Source organism: Streptomyces sp. NBC_00846 (assembly GCF_045207325.1).
Taxonomy (GTDB): domain Bacteria; phylum Actinomycetota; class Actinomycetes; order Streptomycetales; family Streptomycetaceae; genus Streptomyces.
Window position 1 is genome coordinate 1,014,918 of the sequence record NZ_CP108846.1, and the last position, 19,219, is coordinate 1,034,136.

7 protein-coding genes are annotated in these 19,219 nt (G+C 66.4%); 2 read left to right on the forward strand and 5 right to left on the reverse strand.

What is annotated here, in order from left to right; genetic code table 11:
- Nucleotides 1-583 precede the first annotated feature (583 nt).
- Together OG936_RS04720 and OG936_RS04725 are read left to right on the forward strand one after the other, a co-directional pair.
- Nucleotides 584-985 carry a hypothetical protein gene (locus OG936_RS04720; RefSeq protein ID WP_401598506.1) on the forward strand — a complete coding sequence of 134 codons (402 nt, stop codon included), beginning with the start codon at nt 584-586 and terminating at the stop codon, nt 983-985.
- 2 nt (nt 986-987) lie between these two features.
- Nucleotides 988-3,447 carry a tetratricopeptide repeat protein gene (locus tag OG936_RS04725; protein WP_403231054.1) on the forward strand — a complete coding sequence of 820 codons (2,460 nt, stop codon included), beginning with the start codon at nt 988-990 and terminating at the stop codon, nt 3,445-3,447.
- Between the two features lie 261 nt (nt 3,448-3,708).
- Here OG936_RS04725 and mads8 read toward each other — a convergent pair whose 3' ends face one another.
- Genes mads8 through mads2 form a run of 5 tightly spaced genes read right to left on the reverse strand, consistent with a single transcriptional unit; the run spans nt 3,709 to nt 18,989 of the window.
- Nucleotides 3,709-9,387: a methylation-associated defense system ATP-binding protein MAD8 gene (mads8, locus tag OG936_RS04730; protein ID WP_406492759.1), complete on the reverse strand. Its 5,679-nt coding sequence runs from the start codon at nt 9,385-9,387 to the stop codon at nt 3,709-3,711.
- Nucleotides 9,387-11,033, reverse strand: coding sequence for a methylation-associated defense system protein MAD7 (mads7, locus tag OG936_RS04735; protein WP_403231052.1), 1,647 nt, complete (start codon nt 11,031-11,033; stop codon nt 9,387-9,389). The genes mads8 and mads7 overlap by 1 nt, the downstream gene beginning before the upstream one ends.
- Nucleotides 11,024-15,412 carry a methylation-associated defense system protein kinase MAD6 gene (mads6, locus tag OG936_RS04740; protein ID WP_406492761.1) on the reverse strand — a complete coding sequence of 1,463 codons (4,389 nt, stop codon included), beginning with the start codon at nt 15,410-15,412 and terminating at the stop codon, nt 11,024-11,026. Before mads6 ends, mads7 begins: the two co-directional genes overlap by 10 nt.
- Nucleotides 15,412-16,836: a methylation-associated defense system restriction endonuclease subunit S MAD5 gene (gene mads5, locus OG936_RS04745; protein WP_403231050.1), complete on the reverse strand. Its 1,425-nt coding sequence runs from the start codon at nt 16,834-16,836 to the stop codon at nt 15,412-15,414. The genes mads6 and mads5 overlap by 1 nt, the downstream gene beginning before the upstream one ends.
- The gene (mads2, locus tag OG936_RS04750; protein ID WP_403231049.1) at nt 16,833-18,989 is read right to left on the reverse strand and encodes a methylation-associated defense system DNA methyltransferase MAD2; all 2,157 of its coding nucleotides are present in this window, start codon (nt 18,987-18,989) and stop codon (nt 16,833-16,835) included. Before mads2 ends, mads5 begins: the two co-directional genes overlap by 4 nt.
- Between the last annotated feature and the right edge of the window lie 230 nt (nt 18,990-19,219).

Here is a 19,219-nt window from a genome sequence, read left to right on the forward strand (position 1 = left end):
CCGTGCTGCTGAGTGACGTTCTGCCTGATCAGACCACTTGCGGCTAGTGACCTGAGTAGTCGGTTCGTCGTTGGTTGGGTATGAGTCGTCCGGGTCCGAAAATCCGCCGTCGTCGGTGACCAATGCCCAGCGGGCTGTGCTGGAGGGCTGGGTGCGTCGCCGTTCGACGGCCCAGGCTCTGGCCCAGCGCTCAAGGATTGTGCTGGAGTGCGCCGAGGCCCACTCGATTCTGGAGGTGTCCCGTCGGCTGTATGTTGCCGCGGACACGGTCCGCACCTGGGACTTCTCGTCGACACGGAGCATCACCGCACGCTCGGGCGGATTGCGGTGGCGGCCTTCGGCATGGGCTTCCGATGGCCCTTCTACGGCAGGAAAGATTCCAGTTTCTGGTTCTCCCGCTGCCTCGATGACGTCATGGCTGGGGGCACCAGCCCAGCGCTGCACCCTGCGGGTGCGCCAGAGCGGCCGCCGCCCATCCACAAGAGCTGCCCCACACCGTCTGGTATCAACGGCCCTGTACCTCAAGGCTGTTCGATACAGTGGACATCTCTTACGCACTCGATCAGCCTCTGGGGAGGAATGCATGGATCCATCGCTTGTCGATGCGGTAATGCCCGGCGTGACGGCGGCCGTCGCCGCCTACGGAGCGAACGTCTTGGTGCATGCCGAGGACGCGGCGGCCATAGAGACCGTGCGCCTGGGACAACGGTTGCTGGCACGGTTGCGACGGAATGAGGACGTGCAGCCCCGTATCGATGTTGCCGTTCAGGATCTGACCAGTGCCCTCGACGACGAGGACTTCCTCGGCGCATTGCGCGCCCAGATAAAGAAGGCCCTTGTAGAGGACGCCGACTTGGCCTCCGACCTCAAGAAGCTTCTGACTGAATCGCCTGTGACGACTCAGGCGATGGGAACACGTTCCGTCGCCGTCACGCACAACGACGGAGTCATCTCCACAGGCGACAACGCGACCATCCAGAGGTAGGCGTGGATCAGGGCTTCGAACGATCCGTCCTTGTCGGGAACAACACCGGGATCGTTTCCACCGGTGACAATGCCTCGATCACCCAGATCACTCTTGCGCCGGGCGCACCGAAGCCGACAGCGGCGGTACCTACTCCCCCCGATGTGTTCGGGTTCCACAGCGGCAAGAGCCCGGTTTTCTCTGGCCGGATCGGCGAGCAGAAACATTTGAAGGGCATCCTAGGCGGGCCCCCCGGTTCGGTCGCTGTGATCACTGGATGCGGCGGCGTGGGCAAAACGTCGTTGGCCGCTCAGACAGCCTCCGAGTACCGGGGCAAGTACAACCCTGTTTGGGAAATATCGGCCGGAGACGCGACCCAGATCGAGTACGGCCTGTCCCGGCTGGCCTGTCGCATTGACCCTGGGCTGGTCGATCAGCCGAGCGAAGTTGCTGCGGAGTGGGCGCGAGCCTGGCTTCAGACTCATGACGACTGGTTGCTCGTTCTGGACAACGCCTCATCCCCCAGGGACGTACGCGCTCTACTCAGCCAGCTGCCTCGGGGACGATTCATCGTCACCAGCCAACAGGGCACGGGCTGGCACCACATCGGCCCGGTGATGCCACTCGACGTTCTGGACCCTGACGCTGCGCTGGGCCTACTGGTCACAATCGCCGGACGGTCAGCCCTGAACAGTGAGGACCTGAGCGACGCTGCCCTCGTGTGTGAAGAGCTGGGCTATCTACCGCTCGCGATCGAATTAGCGGCAGCCAATATCGCGCAGACCCGAACCAGACCACGCCACTATCTTGAGAACCTGAGTGCCGCCCCGCTCGACGTACTCATCGACCATTCGGCTTCCGAGGACTCAGCGCACACAGTTGCCAGGGTCCTTCAGGCAAACCTTAAGAGACTCAGCGGCCATCCACTTGCGGAAGAGCTGCTGCGCGTAATGGCATGGTTTGCGCCTGACGGAATTCCCCGTTCGCTATTTTTCCGGATGGAGTCTCCACAAGCGGTGCGCACAGCGGTCGGACTTCTCGCGAAATACAGCGTGATCCGTTGGACCGAAGGTGCCGACGAGCCGACATTGAATGTCCATCGCCTCGTGCAAAAGCTAGTCATTGCTTGGAGTCGAACCTCCCCTGATGGGACGTTCGAGTCGTCGTTTACCGCTACAGATATTCTGTGTCAGGCACTGGGCGATGAGGATCCCGAGGAGGGTTTCAAAACACGGTGGCGTCGCAGCCTGATGCCGCACGTCGACTCGCTGACCTCGAAAATTGAAGCGAGCGACGAAACCCTTGGAGCAGCCGCACTCTATCGGATTTCCGCATATTTTCTATTGCGCCAAGGCCAGTTGGGACAGGCAAACTACTATGCGCAGAGGGCACATCAGGTAATAGTCCGGATCGGAGCGGGACCTTCAGGATCACCAGACATCCAAAACTTGCTTGGACAGATACAATTTGCCGCAGAGAACGCGTCGGGGGCTACGGAGCACTTCAAATGGGCGCTGGATGAAGCGACTCCGCGATTTAGCGAAGACAGCCGAAGCGTTTTGACCTATCGGGTGAACTATGCGCGGGCCATCCTCGCAGGGGGCGACCACTCTGCTGCGATCTCCATGCTCGACGACGCGGTGTCCGACTGCGTAAACATCCTTGGCGGGGAGGACCCGCTGACCTTCACCGCGCGAGCCTGTCTTGGTCTTGCGTATGAGACCAGCGGAGATATAGCCACAGCGATGTCACTGTACAGCCAGGTCCTGTTCGATCGGTTGCATACGCTCGGTTTGAATCACGAAGCAACTGCCGCTTCATCAGCCCTACTCGGCGGCGTCCATCTCGCCAACGGGGATCCATCTGGCGCCATCCCCTATCTAGAACTGGCCCTTGGCGTGAGGGTTCGGATACTGGGGAGGGATCACCTGGACACAGTGACGTCGCGGAACAACCTCGCAGTTGCTCTCTGCGAGGTTGATGAACCACACCGCGCTATTCCACTCTTGGAGCAGGTGATCGATGATGCGCCAGGCATCTTCACCCCCGATAGCGCCGAGTTGACGAGCACGCAAGAAAGACTCGCCAGCCTGTATATTTCAACAGGGCAGCCGGATCGCGCCATCTCAATTTACAACCAGCTGTTGGAAAATCGCATCCAGATTATTGGAGTCGACCATCCCACGACCCTCGCAACCCAGAACATGTTGGGATTCACGTACAGCGCAGTTGGTGATCTTCCCCGTGCCATTATCTTCTACGAACAGGCACTGATCGGCCGTACCCGAGTCCTTGGACCGGAGCATCAAGACACGTTCAACTCGCGGAATAATCTCGCCTACGCATACAAGCTTGCCGGAGACCTCGCTCGGGCGATTCCGCTCTACGAGGAGACGCTTGAATTTGCCGCCAGCAGACTGGGGCCTAACGATCCAGCCGTCGTCAACATGCGCGACGATATTCGCTCCCTGCGAGCTCAGTGACGAGTGGCGTTGTCAAGTTATCCGCGAGCGGGCTGACTGATGGCACGTCAGGGATGGCGGCCGGTGGTGGTGTGTTCAGACCGCGGTGGCTACGCCGGCGATCTGGTTCCAGAGGGTAAAGCGGTGCTGCATCTCGGTGCGGTAGTCGGGTGCGGTGATCAGATGGCGTCGTGAAATCTGACTGGGGCCTTGCCCCAAGGCCGAAGCCGAGGTCCCCCCGCCACTCGTTCGAAGTCCGACTCTGGGCGACGTGCCGCCAGCTCACTGTCCACCCGTCGCCGTCTTCGTCCCTCCGCCATGCTGGGTCACCCGAGGACGGCATCGCATTCGGACGGCTCCGTGAGTGAACGCCGGGTCAGTGGACTTACTCGCCCACACGTACGCCTCACCGGGCTGAAGCTGCGCCATCTGCTCAGCGCGCAGACTAGCGAAGGCGGTGTTTGCCTTCTGGAGGTGCTTCAACCAGGCCGGCGAGGTGAACTTGTGCAGGATGACGTGGTCGGAGAGTTCGATCAGAGAGATCGGTACCGAGGGCGGGTCCTGGCTGGCGACCAGGATGCTCACTCCCTTGTGGCGCATCTCGCGGACGGTCTCGACTAGGCCGGCGACGAGGTCCGGGCTGTCGATGTACTTGTGCGCTTCGTCGAAGACGACCAGCTTGTTGAAGTGTTCGTCCCCGCTGCGGCCCTCGGCGAACAGCTGCATCAGGACGACGAAGAGGCCGAGTGCTTCGTCCTTCTCAATGTACTCGTCGCGGAGGTCAACGACGATCAGCCGGCCTGGTCGGATGAGGCTGGCGAGCCGGGCATTGTCGTCGATGTAGTCCTCGGCGAGGTTGAGCCGCTCCTGGGCCAGTTGCTTGACGTGGTCAGGCATACCGGAATCGGCCACGCCCTGCCGGATGACGCCGAGGTTCAGGTTGTTGCGGTTCGACCTCATGATGCGAGTCAGCTGCCGGATGTACGTTGACTGGTTGCCGACCGCTCCCATGAGGAAGCGCCAGTGGGACGACTGGAGTTCAGCGGAGGAGAAGGCGAGCGGCTGGACGTCGATGCCGGGGAAATTCCGTCGGTGGTCGGCGACCTGGGCGGCGGGGGCGAGCAGCAGCACGTCCGACAGCGCTTGGGGGTCGGCTCCGTAGCGCTCCTTCAGCACCTGGAGCTGCGCCTTGTCATCATTTGGGCACGCCATGGAAGTGAACTCCGGGGCGTAGTTCATGTCGCGGCTGTAGTGGAACACCACGGTCGCGAGAGGGCGGGGAAGTTCGTTGACCGGCGGGGCGGACAGCGAGGCCATCTCGATGATGCTGCCCAGGGTGTAGCTCTTGCCGCCTCCTTGTACGCCGAAGAGGCTGATGGTGTGGGTTTCGTCGAGATCGACCGCGACTTTCCGGCCGGCTACTTCGCCGAGTACACCGTGTTGCGGGGAGGGGCGGGTGACGCCGAGGAAGATCTCGGGGAGGCCCCCTGGTGAAGCCGATCCCGGTGTGACAGAGGTGGGCTGGGCATCGATGGTCGGCGACTCGTGGAAGCCCTGACTTTCAGGGGCAGAGCCCGTCCGCAGCGGTGTTCCGGTACCGCCCGGAGGACGAGCAGCGGATGAGGCTCCTCCCGAAGAGGGAGGTACCGGAACCGCCTCCGCCGCGTCGGAAGCAGGCACGGGCAACGTCGCCACGGACTGGGCCGGACCTGTCTCGCGGCCCGCATGCTCAAGCGCGTTAAGTGGCCTGGTCTCGTTGCCGTTCGCGACCTCGTCCGTATCGAGGATGGTCACTGCCGTGCCCCCACCGGCCTGCCCGCGGTCTTCCTCCTGGGCATCTTTGACATCCCGCTCATCCTGTACGTCAGGTGCCCGGAACTCTGCGTCGGAGAGCCGTGGCACAGCCAACTGCGACATCGCCAAGGTGGGAGCGGTGGCCGCTCCGTCCTCCTCCGCAACGGCTAGGCCCGTGGGCGCGGGTACACCCGGTCGAACAGTGGGAATCGCGTTGATCAGCTCGGTGATCAGATCGCTGCCGATGCGGTGGAACTCCACCTCGTCGTCGAGTTCGCGGTCTGTCCCCTCGCGGGCGAGGTCGAAGATCAGGCCGCTGCGGGTGAAGTGGAGGGTGTAGCCATCGTCGAGGCTGTCGAGCAGGGCGTGGGCCGCCGTCCTGGGGGCGTGCCCCATGGTCCCGTGGCGTGCCGCCCGCTCCAGGTAGAAGCGGAGCATAGAGCCGAGAGCCAGGTTCTTGACCGGTCGGTCCACCCGGTCTGGGGCGATGTGGGCCGGATCGAAGGAGTCGGTGAGGACGGTCTGGCTCCGTCCGAGCTGCTGGATGACCTTGGTCTTGAGGCGCTGGTAGGCGCCGATGTCATCGAGCGCGGTGTAGCACTTGACCTCGACGAGGCGGCAGGTGATGGTCCGGGTCCGCGCGTCGAGATGGAACAGGGCGAGGTCGCTGCGCTGGAAGGAGAGGGCGTCGCCGAGTTCCCGGGCCTGACGGCGGACTTCGGCGTACAGCTCGGGGTGGGCGTCCAGGGGGACGACGATCTGGTTGCGCAGTGCGTCCTGGTAGTCCAGGTAGAGGCGGGCCAGGGCCAGGCCGAGCACTTCAGTGCGCTGGGTGGGGGCGGTTGAGGCCAGCTTGAAGGCGAGGTTGCCGGAGAGCAGGCGCAGTTGCTCGAAGAAGGTGTTGAGGTGGCGCTGTTCGACGTCGAGCCCGTGCTGCTGGGCGGTCGGTCCGAGCAGGGTGCGCAGTTCGTCGACCGAGTTCGAGCTGACCATGATCTGGTGGCCGAGGCCGCTGTCCAGCGAGGGCGCGTAGTCGATGACGTACTCGGGTCGGTCGTGTTGTCCGGCGTGGTCGAAGTACTCCAGGCCCAGGGTCCTGTCGATGGTGACGACCCAGTCGCTGACCTGGTGGGCCTGGTAGAGCAGGGCCCGGTCGGTGTTGTCGAGGGAAAGAACGGTGCACGGCACATGGCGTGGCGCCTGTCCCGCGGTGGCGACGTTGGCCGCGGCGCCGGCGAGGAGTCCGGGCAGCCGGCTCAGGAGCGTGGCAATGTCCTCCGCGTCCTCGGCGGGCAGGGCGGTGCCGTGGCGTGGCATGGTCCGCCACACGATCTGCTGCTCGTTTTCCTCGTACGTGGAGGACGTCGGCTGTACCAGGCCGTGGACCGGGGCGTGCGCAATGTCGTGGCGTATGACGGAACCGTGCTGTTCCCCGCCGAAGGCATCGATGAGCACGGTCAGATGGGCGTCGAACTCGGCTCCGGGTTCGCTGAACTCCTCCACTGAGCGGACGGAGTAGACGAGTTTCGCGCTCCGGGTGCCTTCCGCGGCGTGCAGGAACGCCTCCGCCGCAGTGGAGGTGAACTGACTCTGCGTGCTGATCAGTTCACCCAGCGCCGCACCAGACTCGGGGGCTTCCGGGTCGGACACGCACAGGCGAATGTCGTAGGTGAGGTCCCGGGTGGAGGTACGGCGCTGCAGTTCGAGGAGGGCGTCGGCGACGATCTCCGCGCGGCCTGCGTTGACGACGTTCATGACCAGGGTGCGGACGTACGGGTGGAGGCGTAGGTACCGCTCGATCCGGTCGGCGATCGCCGTACCGGACAACGCGCCTGCAGCGCGAGGGCCGGCGGCCGGGAGGTGCAGCGCTGTGGTGAGCCGGCCCAGCAGGCCACGAGGGTCGGCGGTCTCGCTGGGCAGGTAGGCGGCCCAGTACGGGGTGAGGTTGTCCGCAGCTGTCATGAGTCGGCCGTCCTGGCGCGGGACGGCGAACGGGAAGCCCAAGGGCGAGAGGGCTTGGAGGAAGGAGTCGCGGGCGGCGATGACCCGTCGCTTGTCCTCGCCGACGAGGCGCGCGGCCCAGTCCCGGCCTAGGGCCGACCAGGTCGCCAGCCAGAGTGCGCGGAGGGGGTGCGTCGGGGAGATGAGCAGGACGGTGTCGCGCCCGCCGAGACCGTCGGTGAGGGTGACGGCCGCGCAGTCGGTCTGCTGGATGCGGGCCAGCCCCACCAGCGCGGCGCCCCGGGCACTCTCACCGGCCCGCTCCGCCTGAAGCGACTGGGCTTCCACCAGTTCCGCGTACGCCTCGGTGTAGGCGACCAATTCGTCGCGGATCACCTCGAAGTCGACAGCTTCGCTGACCAGGAGCTGATCGGGATCGACCACGTCTCCCGCCTGGCCGCACAGGGCGGCGAAATAGTCGTAACGCGTAGCGAGGTAGCGGTCGTAGGCCTCGGCAGCCCGCCCGGTCAGGGCGAGGGACAAGTCCTCCTCGTTCCCCCCGGGGGTCTCGCTGGTGCCGTCGGGGCGCAGTACGAGCCGACGCAGGGAGGTGTCCTGGGGGCGGGCGAGTAGGTCCTGCTGGAGTTGTACGAGCTGCGGGGAGAGCCGGATCTCTGCGCTTCCCGCCGTGTGGATGCGGGCGTTAAGGACGCGCAGGGGGCTGCGCATCGACGTCGACTTCCAACGGACGTCCGTCAGCGTGACACGGGCCGGATCGTCCCCGGCTGCTAGCGCGTCGAACTGCAGTGAGCGCAGCGCCTGGATGATGCCGTCGTAGCGCCCGGCGCTGCGCTCCGGCGGCTCCTCGGCCTCTCCCTCGGGGACGACGTAGAAGCGTTCGCTCTCGCCGCCGGGCAGGCCGTGCGCACCAGGGGCGATATCGAGAGCGTCACCGGCGGCGTCGAGCGGGGTGATTCTGAGGTAGTGCCACCCTTCCTCCCAGTCGATCTTGTTCAGCCGGCGCAGCGGTGCCTTGTAATCGGGCTTGGCCCGGGTCCCCTTGGTGACGTGGGCAATCCGGCCGATCGGCCCGCCGCTCTCCGAGACGATCTCCACGCGGAAGCGGTCGAGACCCTCCACCTTGAGCGGGGACGGTTCGATGGTGAACCGGGGTGCCAGATCGCGGACGCCCTTGTCCCCGGCGAGCAGGTAGGGCTGCCCCACAATGGCTTCGAGTGCTGGGTGGGCCTGTAGCTCCTCGGCGTTGTCGCCGGCGGCGGGCAGACCGAGTTCGCGTACCTCGATGGAGACGGTGGCGCGACGCCGTTCATCGACGCGCCAGTTACCGAAGGAGAGCGACCAGTTCTCCCGGTCGACGACGATACGGCGGGTCCATGTCGCCGGGTCCTCCAGGCCGCATCGGGTGGCGAATCCCGCTAGCCTGCCGGCGAAGTCCGCGTCGGTCAGACCCAAATCGAGGACGCGCTGGCGCTCCGAGCGGCTGGAGGTGGCAAGTTTGCCGACCAGCTTGCGGTTCCGCTCGGCCCGATCCTTGACGAGCGACGGGTCGGTGTACAGCTCGAAGTCGGGTACCAGGCCGAAGTGGTAGACAGCAGCCCCCGCGACCTGGGTGCGGTAGTCGTTGGTCCGGAGCGTCAGCAGGTACAGGGCGATGGCACGGTCGCCCGTCCGGTGTCCGGGCTGGTCACGGAGTACGGCGAGCAGCTCGTCGACGCCGGGCCGCAGCCGCTCCGGTACCTGATCGAGAAGGTGGTCGGCCAGCTGTGCGTACGCGTCGCTGAGGGGTACTTCCTCGAAGGTCGCGATACCGAAGGAGTCCTCGGCACTGACCCGCGTGCCCGGGGGAACGAAGACGAGGAGTGGTCCGGGCAGGCTGTTCCCGTTCCCGTCGTCACCTTCGGTGCGGTTGCGGAGCTCGACCAGTTTGGTGCTGGTGACGACGGTGTCGTGGTGCGGCTGTCCGGGAGTGAGGTCGTCGGCGGTGCCCAGGACACAGACAGTGGCGGCCGGCCCGAGTGCCCCCCGGAGCCGACGGACCAGCGCGGCCGCCAGTTCGGGCTCCACCTCGGTGACCCGCATGCAGTGCCCGGCGCCCCGCTCGCCGACCAGCTTGGCCAGGCGCGGCACGAGGACGCCTTCGAGGGCTTCGCGGAGGTCCTTCGCGGTGGGCTCCGCCAGGCCGTTGCTGGTGCTGGCGCTGCTCATCAGGCCGTCGCCCCCGTTGTCGCGGCCCCGATGATGTACCGGGGAGTGATGGTCTGCGTCAGATAGGCATCCGACATGTCCTGGTAGTAGCCGATCTCGCGCAGCCGATTGAGGAAGGCCGCCGCGTTGGCCCGCAGTGCTGCCTGGTCGTCCAGGTGGGCGCCGGAGAAACCGTCGCCGTCCGGCAGCTGGTCGATGTGGAGTCCGTACCGTTCGCGCAGCAGAGTGAGGAACTCGTCCACGCGCATGGGGGCGGTACGCAGATTGCCGCTGTCGTCGTCGCCCTCCCTCAGGAGCGACACCTGAAGGAGCACTTCGAGCAGGCGCGCGTCCAGGACAAATCGCCGGACGGCGCTGTCGCGTCTGCCGCGCGGTTGGGCGAGCAGGGCACCGGGCCGGTGCTTGAGCAACATCGAGTCGAGGCAGTCGATGAAGTAGCTGCGGTGGTAGCTGCCCTTGTAGTGCATCAGCATCTCGATGTACTCGTCGAAGGCGTTGAGCCCGAGCTGGGTGATCTGCTTCAGCTCCGGGGGAAGGTCCTTCTCCTCGTCCCGTACGCGGGTGGCGCGCTGCAGGAAGAACGCCTCGCGTTCCTTGGGATGGGTGGAGAGCCGCCTTAGGACTTCGACCGGAGTGAAGTAGCTCCGGCCGACGGGCGGGGCCAGTTTCTGGCTCTTGACGAGGTCCTCGGAGAACTCGTCGAGCTTCTTGATCTGATAGGTCGCCTGGATGAACCGCGTGATCCGCCCGTACCAAATGCCGGCGCTGCGCTCGGCGAGCGCAGCCGCCGGGGTGCCGGGCACGCCCTCGACGTCGACGAAGAGCCGGACGCTGTGCGGGCAGCGGTCCGCCGTCGGCGTGTCCTGGTGCCCCGTCCGGCAGGTGGCGGGCGCCGATCCGGCCTCGATCACGGCGGGCAGCAGCTTGATCATCCGCAGGTGGTAGAGGGCCAGGTGAAAAGCGAAGAGGATCTTCAGGTAGTCAACGAGGACGGTCCGGGGCATGTGTGCCTGGTGGTAAAGCAGCCGCAGAACGTCCCGGCACAGCTGGCGGGCCGGTTCGGCGCACAGGGCGGGGTAGGGGGTGCGGGGGCGGGTGGTGTCGGGCCGGTCCCGCATCTGTCCGCCCGCCTGTCCCACCAGGTGGAGCAGCGCCTGGGTCTCCACGTCGGTGTCCGCCCCCGGGGTGATCTCCGCGGTGGCGCGGTCGACGTCGGAAAAAAAGAACTCGCGGAGCTGGTCCAGGGCTCCCTCCTCGGTGGCGAGCATCTCGTACAGCTGCTCGTCGGCCCCGTACGGGCGGGACTTGCGCTTGTTGCGGAACCGGTGGGTGAGACCGTGCAGCGGCCTGGGGCCGGCCACCGCCTCGGTGGCCTTGCCCCGGTTGACCATGTCGAGGAGATGGGTGGAGGCCCACCGGGTGGTGGTCTCCCGGTCGAAACCGTCGAAGACTTCCGGGTGGTCCAGGAACAGCTTGACAAAGACGTCGACCTTGAGCTCGTTGGAGCGGTTGATCTTGCTGGGCATGCCCTGGTGCCACAGGCGCGCAAGCAGCCCGGTCAGGACACGGTCCATGTCCAGCGTCTTGTAGTCGAGCCGGCTGATGCCGGGGTGGTGGAACGTCCCCAGGGAACCGCTCAGCGCCATGTCGTCTCCTCCGCCCTCGCGACGTCCCCTTCGATGCCGGCCGCGGTGCCCGCGACAGCCGGACCGTCACCGTCCGCACCACTGTGGTCGTCGCCGGACCGTGCTGTCAGTTCTTCCATGTGCAGGACGGAGTCCTCGGTGCGGTGGATCCGCCGCAGGTCGTGTCCGTGTGTGGTGAGCAGGATCTCCTGGTACGGCACGGCCGCCAGCCGGTTCTTGAACACGGCGAGGGCGAGCTGCTGCCCTTGCAAGTCGGTCACGGACGGCCGGTAGCCGCGCTCGAACCGCTGGAAAAGCTCGAACAGGTCGAGCCGAATGTCGAGTTCGGCCGTGCCGCCCTGGCTGCCGGCCGGATCCCGGTAGCTCAGCCGCAGCGAGGTGCGCCCCGACTCGATGTACGGGGAGGCCGCCGCGTTACCTGGTTCGAGCCGGAACCCTTCTGCGGGGAAGCGGCGGAAGGTACGGATGGTGCCGCCAGGTACGTCGCGCACCTTCAGCGCGAGAGCGTCGCCGATCCGCTCCGGGGCCACGAGTCCCTCACCACGGTTGAGCGCCCGCAGGATCCGGTCCCGCTCCTTGGTGCCCGTCTGCGTTGCGCGGGACAACAGCGCCATGAAGTGCAGCACCGATGGATACGGCAGCATCCGCTCCGCACGGTCCTCGTCGTGGAGTTCGAAGTAGAGCAAGCGGCGGGCAGCGTCCACGTAATGACGGTGGGCAGCGGTCTGGGAGACGCGTTCGGCGACCGACCGGCCGAGCTGCTCGAACGCGCCGCGCAGCAGTACGCGATCGCGGTCGCCGCGCCCGTCGACCGCGATCAGCGCCCGGTCCTCCAGGAGCCCGGCGTAGTCCAGACGACGGTCGAGCTGCGGTTGCGGAACCGCCGCCACATCGGCCTCGCGCAGCAGGGTCAGCAGTCGGTCCCGCTCGCGCGGACTGCCGTCGGCGGCGGCCGGGGCGCCGAGGTGGGCGGAGAAGTAGAAGCTGTCCAGGATCTCCTGACCGGAACCGCCCGCGTACAGTTGGTGGATCTCGGCACAGTCGCGGCCCGAGGTGAGGGTGTAGGCGAGCGCGGAGCGCAGGTCGCGCAGGGTGATGTGGAGCCTGCCGCGCAGCTGGGTCACCTCGTAGAGGCGGCGCAGCCGCCGCGCGGTCTGGGGCCCCGCGGCGGGGTGCTGGAAAGTCTGGGCGTTGTGCCGGGCATAGCAGGTGGCAGCCAGGTCACAGCGCTCGCAGCCCTCCCAGAACCGATCGTGCGTCATCCGGTCGAGCATGCGCTCCAGGAGCGATTCGCCGTCCTGCGGTTCGCCGTCGGCGTCGAGGGGACGAGCCGCGACATCACGTGCGTTGAGGTTCACGACGGCGACGGCCTGCCCGGTGTCACGGCCCGCCAGGCCGAGGTTGGCCACCTTGGCGAGGTGCGGGAAGCGGTCGTGGTGGTGGCTGAGGAAGTCGACCAGACGCCCCTCGTTGATGGCGATCAACCGGGTCTCCCCCGCGACCTGCCATGCCGATGCGTCGGCCCCGGCGAAGGGTGCGAAGAACTCATCCAGTACGTCGTCGCCGCTGACCTCACCCTCGTCCTGGCTGCCATCGTGGTTGGTACGGAACCGGTGCCCGGCCAGGGTGAAGTCGCTGCCGTTGGCCCGGCGGGGCCCGAACTCGGCGCCGAGCTCGCCCGCCTGGCGTTCGAACCGCTCCAGGAAGGCCGTCTTGCCGTCGCCCGCGTTACCGGTCACCACGACCAGCGCATGCCGGCCTTCCCGCAGTGCGGGCACGAGCTCCCGGTCCAGGGCCGTCTCGACGTAGACGGACATCGTGTGCGGATCGAGGCCGCGGGTGCCGCGGTTGCTGCGGCGGCTCTGGCTGTACAGCGTCTGCAGGTGTGCCACGAACGGATTGGAGTTCGGCTCGGGCTCTTGCGGCTCCTGACCGACACTGGGGGCAGCCGGTGGCGTCGGCGGCGGCTGAGACCGCTCGGACGACCGTGACACGGCTGGTAGAAGCGGTGTAGGGGCGACGCGTGCGGATTCCAGCGCCTCCAACGCGCGCAGCAGTTCCTCGGCTGTGGAGAACCGCTCCGCCCGGTACGGAGAGACCGCGCGCAGCATGATCTCGGCGAAACCGGGCGCCAGATCACCGAAACCGCTGTACGCGGTGCGCGGGTCCACCGGCGACACACCGGGCGAGGGCCGTCCAACACCCTCCCACGGGTACTGCCCGCCGGTCAGCGCCTCGTACAGCGTGACGCCGAGGCCGAACAGGTCCCGGTCGGTGTAGCCAGAAGCGTCGGCGGGCACCTGGTCCAGGTCCGGCGGGCTGTAGCGGGGGCTGGTGTAGCTGTGCCCCTCGGAGGAATCGGAGGTCTTCGAGATCCCGAAGTCGATCAGCTTGACGCCGTCGTCGGTCCACAGCAGGTTGCTCGGCTTGATGTCGCAGTGCCACACCCCGCGATCATGGATGTGGCGCAGCCCGCGCGCGGTGTCGATCGCGAGCCGCAGCACGTCCGCCGCGCCCATCCGGCCGCCCCGGATCACCTCCGCGACGTCCTTGCCGTCGACGAACTCGAAGACCAGGTACGGGTACTCGTCCGGTGGCATCAACCGGTCCGCGTCCACCATCGACACCACATTGGGGTGCGGGGCGTTCTGTAGCCGGTCCAGGACGCCCGCCTCGCGGCGCAGCCGCTCCAGGACGGAGTCCCGGTCCCGCAGGACCAGCTTCACCGCCCGGTCGACACTCCTGATCGTGTCGTACACCCGATAGGCCACACCGAACGAGCCGGGGCGGCCGAGACGATGACGCACCAGGTATTTCGTACCGAGCTGGTGGTCGGCCGGCAGGTCACGGTAGAACTCCGGGCCCCGCGGGCCGTCCTGCACGGGCTGCCCAGTGGACGGCGCAGGAGGAGCCGGAAGGACTGCGGCCGAGGAGCCGATACGCCGGGCCGGAGCCCTCCGTGCTCCCATCACCAGATCCAGGCGGCGCAGCGCCTCCACGGCGGTCGGGCGGTCATCCGGAGCCGTCGCGCACAACTTCTGCAGCCAGTGGGCCAGTTCGACTCGGACCTCGGCGGATTCGAGGACCTGCGCAGGGAGCCGCCCTGCCGCGTCGGCCTGCTCGGTGGCGGAGGTGAACGGCAGCTCGCCGGTAAGGAGCTGGAACCCGAGGACACCGACCGCGTAGATGTCCGCCTTCATGCCCATCGCCGCCGGGTCAGCATGGCACTCGGGCGCTAGATACGCGCGATCGGCGACCTGGTACGCCTCCCGCATGACCGTGTGGGCGCGGCGCTGCGCGGTCTTCGCGTACTCGAAACCGGTCAGCATCGCCCGGCCGTCCTGCGCGATCAGCACGGTGGACGGGTTCAGCTCGCGGTGCGCGATCAGGCGGCTGTGCGCATGGGCCAGGCCCATCAGCATGTGACGGATCGTCCGCAGCTTCGCGTCGGCAGTCAGCGGGTCTGCGGCCCCGTTCAGGTGCAGGGCGAGGGCGTGCCCCGGAACGTCGTCGTAGACGGTGACGAAGGAGTCCTTGTCCTCGTCGGCGAAGAAGTCCCGCACCCCGACGATGTTCGGGTGCGAGGGCAGCTTGCCGAGCGCCTCGTACGCGATGCCGATCCGCTTCTGCTGCTGGAGCCGCTCGGCTTCCGGCGCGTACGGATCGGCTCTGCGGACGGAGAGCCGGACCGTGCCCGACCCCTGCACCGCGAGGGCGTTCTTCGCCCGGTACTCGCGGTGGACGTCGTCGCCCTCCTCCGGGCCCGTCTCACTCAGCCGCTCGATCACTTCCCAGCTACCGAACCGCAGAGGTCCCGACGGCGGCCGGGACGAACCCTGCACTGCGCGCACAATCAGGTCGTGGTGCGCGGAGACGTCCGTGTCGAAGCGGTTGGTCGAGGTGGGTACGCGGCTCACGTCCGTGAGTCGGCCGATCAGGTCCGGGAGGGCGACGGTGTCACGGGCGTCGTGCTGGCGGGGCGTCCGGTCGACGAGCAGGGCGTCGGGTGCGGGCAGGACGACGAGGGCGTCCGTGTAGAGCCGGGACAGCGGACGGTGGGCCGTCTCCAGGAGCGTCTTCAGCTGCTTGGCGTGCCCACGCAGCTTCGGCAGCGGAGAGCGGAACGGCGCCCGGTGAGAGGGCTGCCAACGGCCGCCGTCGACCTCGATGCGGCCCCGGGTGCCCTTGACGTCGATGACGTACACGGCGTGCCCGGTGACCACGACGAGGTCGACCTCGAACAGCTCGTTCCGGTTGTACGGAATCTCGACGGAGTGCAGGACCGTCCAGTCGTCGGGGGCGTGATCACGCAGGTGCGCGATCACCCTCCGCTCGGCATCGTTGACGGCCTCCCCAACAGCAACGATCCTGGCACTCATCAGCTGGCGGCCTCCTCGATGGCGATGGTGAGCAGCGCGAGGGCCCGATCTTCTAGGACGTCGGCTTGGTCGCGGCATTTGTAGGCGTGGCGGACGGTGGCGGCGATGCGCTTACGGTCGGCCGGGGGCGCGAGGGGGATGCGAAGCTCTTGGAGCCTACTGGGTAGAAAACCTTGTTGCTTTCCCCCATAGCTCATTGCGCGAAGCAGCCTGAAGGCCACAGCAGAACGGAAGAACGCGAAAAGATAGGCTCCTGGAATTTCAGGATTCCCACTCAAAACCCGCACGAAATCTTGACTGTAGGCATTCGTCAACCAAGATCCGGTGACGAAAATCGCACGGCCGTATACCTCATTTTCTCCAAGAGTTCCGCGTCCGGCAATTAGGATTGCTTCATCCGGAATGCTTGAATTGCTAGGCGCTTGAGCAGCGCTAATCCATCGCCCTTCCGGTCGGAGCCAAAATACCTGCCGCTGCCCGAGTAGGCGAATGCCATTCGCGGAATCAACGTCGATCCTCTTGAATCGTGACCCGATTTTCAAGCTGGATTCTGTGCACACTTCCCCGAACGACTCTCCAGGCACCGAGCTCAGCCGTCGTGCCAAATTTTGGGCTCGCGGAGAAAAGTTAAGAGCCCGAAGGGAATCAGGGCTCAGCCCATCGACCTTGAACCCGAGGTCCCGCTCCTGCTGATGCCATCCGACATCGATCAGCTCGGGCAGCCCCACGCTCGTGAAAAGGTCCTTCGTCGCGCTGACCGAGGACGACTGGAACTCGGCGCGCAGCCGCGCGCACTCTTCCACCAGGTCGTGGATCTGACCCTCGAGCTTCGTTCCCAATCGCGGCACCGGCAGCCCCGCGATGTGATGCGGCTCGATGTGCTTCACGGCCGAGCCGTACACCGACCCTCGCACGAGCGACTCGCCGAACTTGCTCAGCAGGAAGGCGTACAGATATCCGGATTTGATCTTCTCCGGATCGGGCTCGACCTTGACAATGTCCTCCGAGGCCCAGTAATCACCCATGTCGGGCCGGACGTACGCCCGCCTTCCTGCGTTAAATCCCGAGCGCGAGATCAGGGTCATTCCAGGCTTGAGCTGGAGGTACGACAGGGCTGGCGATTCCGCATCCGACTTGCGCAGCCGGGGCAACCCGGTCAGGTCGGCCGCCATCATGTCCTTGGTGCCGATGAACGGCACGCTGTGCTCAGGATCGGTAAGAAAAACCCGCCGGAACATGGGCCCGCTGAAAATTCCGCCCTTGTGCCCCGCTGTCAGACTCGCCAGCGGCTGCGTCCTCGGCAACTGCTCCAGCAGCTTCTTCGTCTTCATGGACCCCGCCACATACGGCGAGGCATCGAGCCGAAGCCCCTGATCCGCGAACCAGTCGGACTTCACCGGGTTGGACAGCTCGGCGACCTTCACGCCCCGACCTCCGTTCCCGCCGACCCTGCCGTACGCGGGTCCACGCCCGGCACCGGGTACTTGGCCCGGAACTCCCGGTACTTCTCCGCGATCACCGGCAGATCGTTGTCGATGACCTTCTTGCTGCGGGTCAGCGGCCGGGTCACCTCCTTGCCCCGGATACGAAGCCGCTCCATGACGACCTCCGTCTCCACCACGATCTCCCCGTTGGGCTCACGCTTGTAGAGGTCGTTGCCGCGTCGGTCGAAGCCGACCTTCTCCGCGACGGCCATGAAGACGGGATACGCCTTCTCCGTCCCGAGGTCGTGGTTCTGGATCTCCTGCCGGGTCTTCCGCTTCAGGAAGAGGAGCGTGGTGAGGATGTTGACGTTAGCGTCGACGATGAACGTCTCCACCGGCAGCTCGACGCTCGCGAGAACCCAGCAGTTCCGCAGGATGTACCGGCGAATCGCCTCGTCTGTCGGCCCCGGGTTCGACAGAATGCCGTTCGGCAGGACGATACCGATCCGCCCGCCTGGCTTGACCCACTCGATGGCGCGCTGGATGAACAGCTGCTCCGGCGCCATGCTCGACGGCACGCTGGTTGCGCTCGCCTCGACCGCGCCGGTCTCCTTGTTGCGGCCCCACGATCGAGCGATCCCGTTACGGAACGAGCCGAGCACCGACTCATCGCTGACCGGGATGTCCGCGCCGAAGGGCGGGTTGGTCAGGAGTACGTCCACGGTGGGCTTGTCAAGCGGGATCTTCTTCTTCGCCGCCTCCACACCCGAGAGGTGTCCCCGCGGGAAGGCGAGCGAGTCCATGTGGAAGACGTTCCCCGTGGTCTGCGCGAGCGTCATGATCGCCATGGTCGTCGCACGCACCAGGAACGGGTCGAAGTCGGAGCCGAACAGGTGCTCGTCCGCGAACTCCTTAAGCTTGTCGCCGTACCGCTCCCGCTCCTCCTCCGTGTCCGGGAAGCCGAGCGTGCCGGCCTCCTTCTTCCAGGTGTGGTGTAGGTGCTTGAGGGTGGCCTGGAGGAAGCCACCGGTGCCGCAGGTCGGGTCGAGGACGGTCTCGTCCTCCTTCGGATCGAGCATCTCGACCATCAGGTTGACCGCGCCGCGCGGGGTGAAGTACTGGCCGCGGTCGCCGCGCAGGTTGGTGCCGACGAGCTCCTGGTAGGCAATGCCCTTGGCGTCGACGTCCGTGCCGATCAGGTCGTACGGGGCAAGCTCGCTGACGATGAAAGCGAGGGCCCGGTCGGAGAGGTTGATCTCGTCGGTGGGCTTGAAGACGTCCTTGTACTCGCTCTTGACGTCCTCGAAGAGCTCCTTGACGCGCTTACTGATGGCCGCGCGCCCGTTCTCGTCGAACATCTCCTTCAGACCGGTGCGGAACCGGCCGTGCACGGAGCCGTGGCTGACCCGCTCGTCGTACATCTTGGCAAAGAGCAGGTAGAGGAACTGCCAGAAGGCGGCGTCCTTCGGCATGCCCTCGTTGCCGTGGATGTAGTTGTGGCAACGCCGGAAGGCGATCTTGAGCATCTCCGGGTCGGCCTGGCGCAGCCGTTGGTGCGAGGCGACGGTGCGGCTACCGAGGGTGCCGTCGGCGACCTCCCAGTCGCTGCGGTCCTCGAAGTCGGCGCCGAAGTCGCCGACCACCTTCTTGAGGAAGAAGAAGTCGACACCGTCGGTCCACATACCGTCCGCGCACTGCGGGCGGTCCTCGTTGCCCATCAGCTCCTGGAGCTCCTCCAGGTCCTTCCGGGCCTGGTCGGGCTCGCGGAGCTTGACGACGTTCTTCCCGCGCTTGGGCTCCTGCTTGCAAATCACCACCCGCCGCAGGTTCGCCGTGGTGTGCGGGCCGCCGGACTCGAAGATCGCGATGTCGGCCTTCTTGCTCCGCTTCCGCTTGGCGCCCTCCTCGCTGACCGTGACGGAGAAGTCGCGCTGCATGTCGCCGGGGTCGATGCCGTGCTCGTGCACCAGGGCGCGGGCGATCCGCTGCCGGACCTTCTCCTTCTCCGTCTCCTTGATCGCTTCGCCGGAGATGTAGTCGACGACCTGGCCCTCCTTGAGGGCCGTGACCTTGGGCGCAGAGCCCTCCGCGGCAGGCTCCGCGCCGCCCTCGGGCTGCTGCGGGATGTCCAGGTCCAAGGTCAGTTCCTCCATCGGCGTGCTGCTACTTTCCTGTGCTCGGTGGTGCGGGTAGGAGCCTGCGCCCCTGGGCGGTCCGTGCGTGCGCCGTCACAGCCGCCCCCTGTGATCCTACGGCCACAGAGGGCGCCTCCGAAGGCGCGTTCCGCCAGGCCGGAGGGCGCGCAGCTCAGTGTCCCCAGACCCTGGACAACGCCCGGGCGGAAGCGGGCGACGGAGCTGAGAAGCCGCGCCCCAGCCTGTTA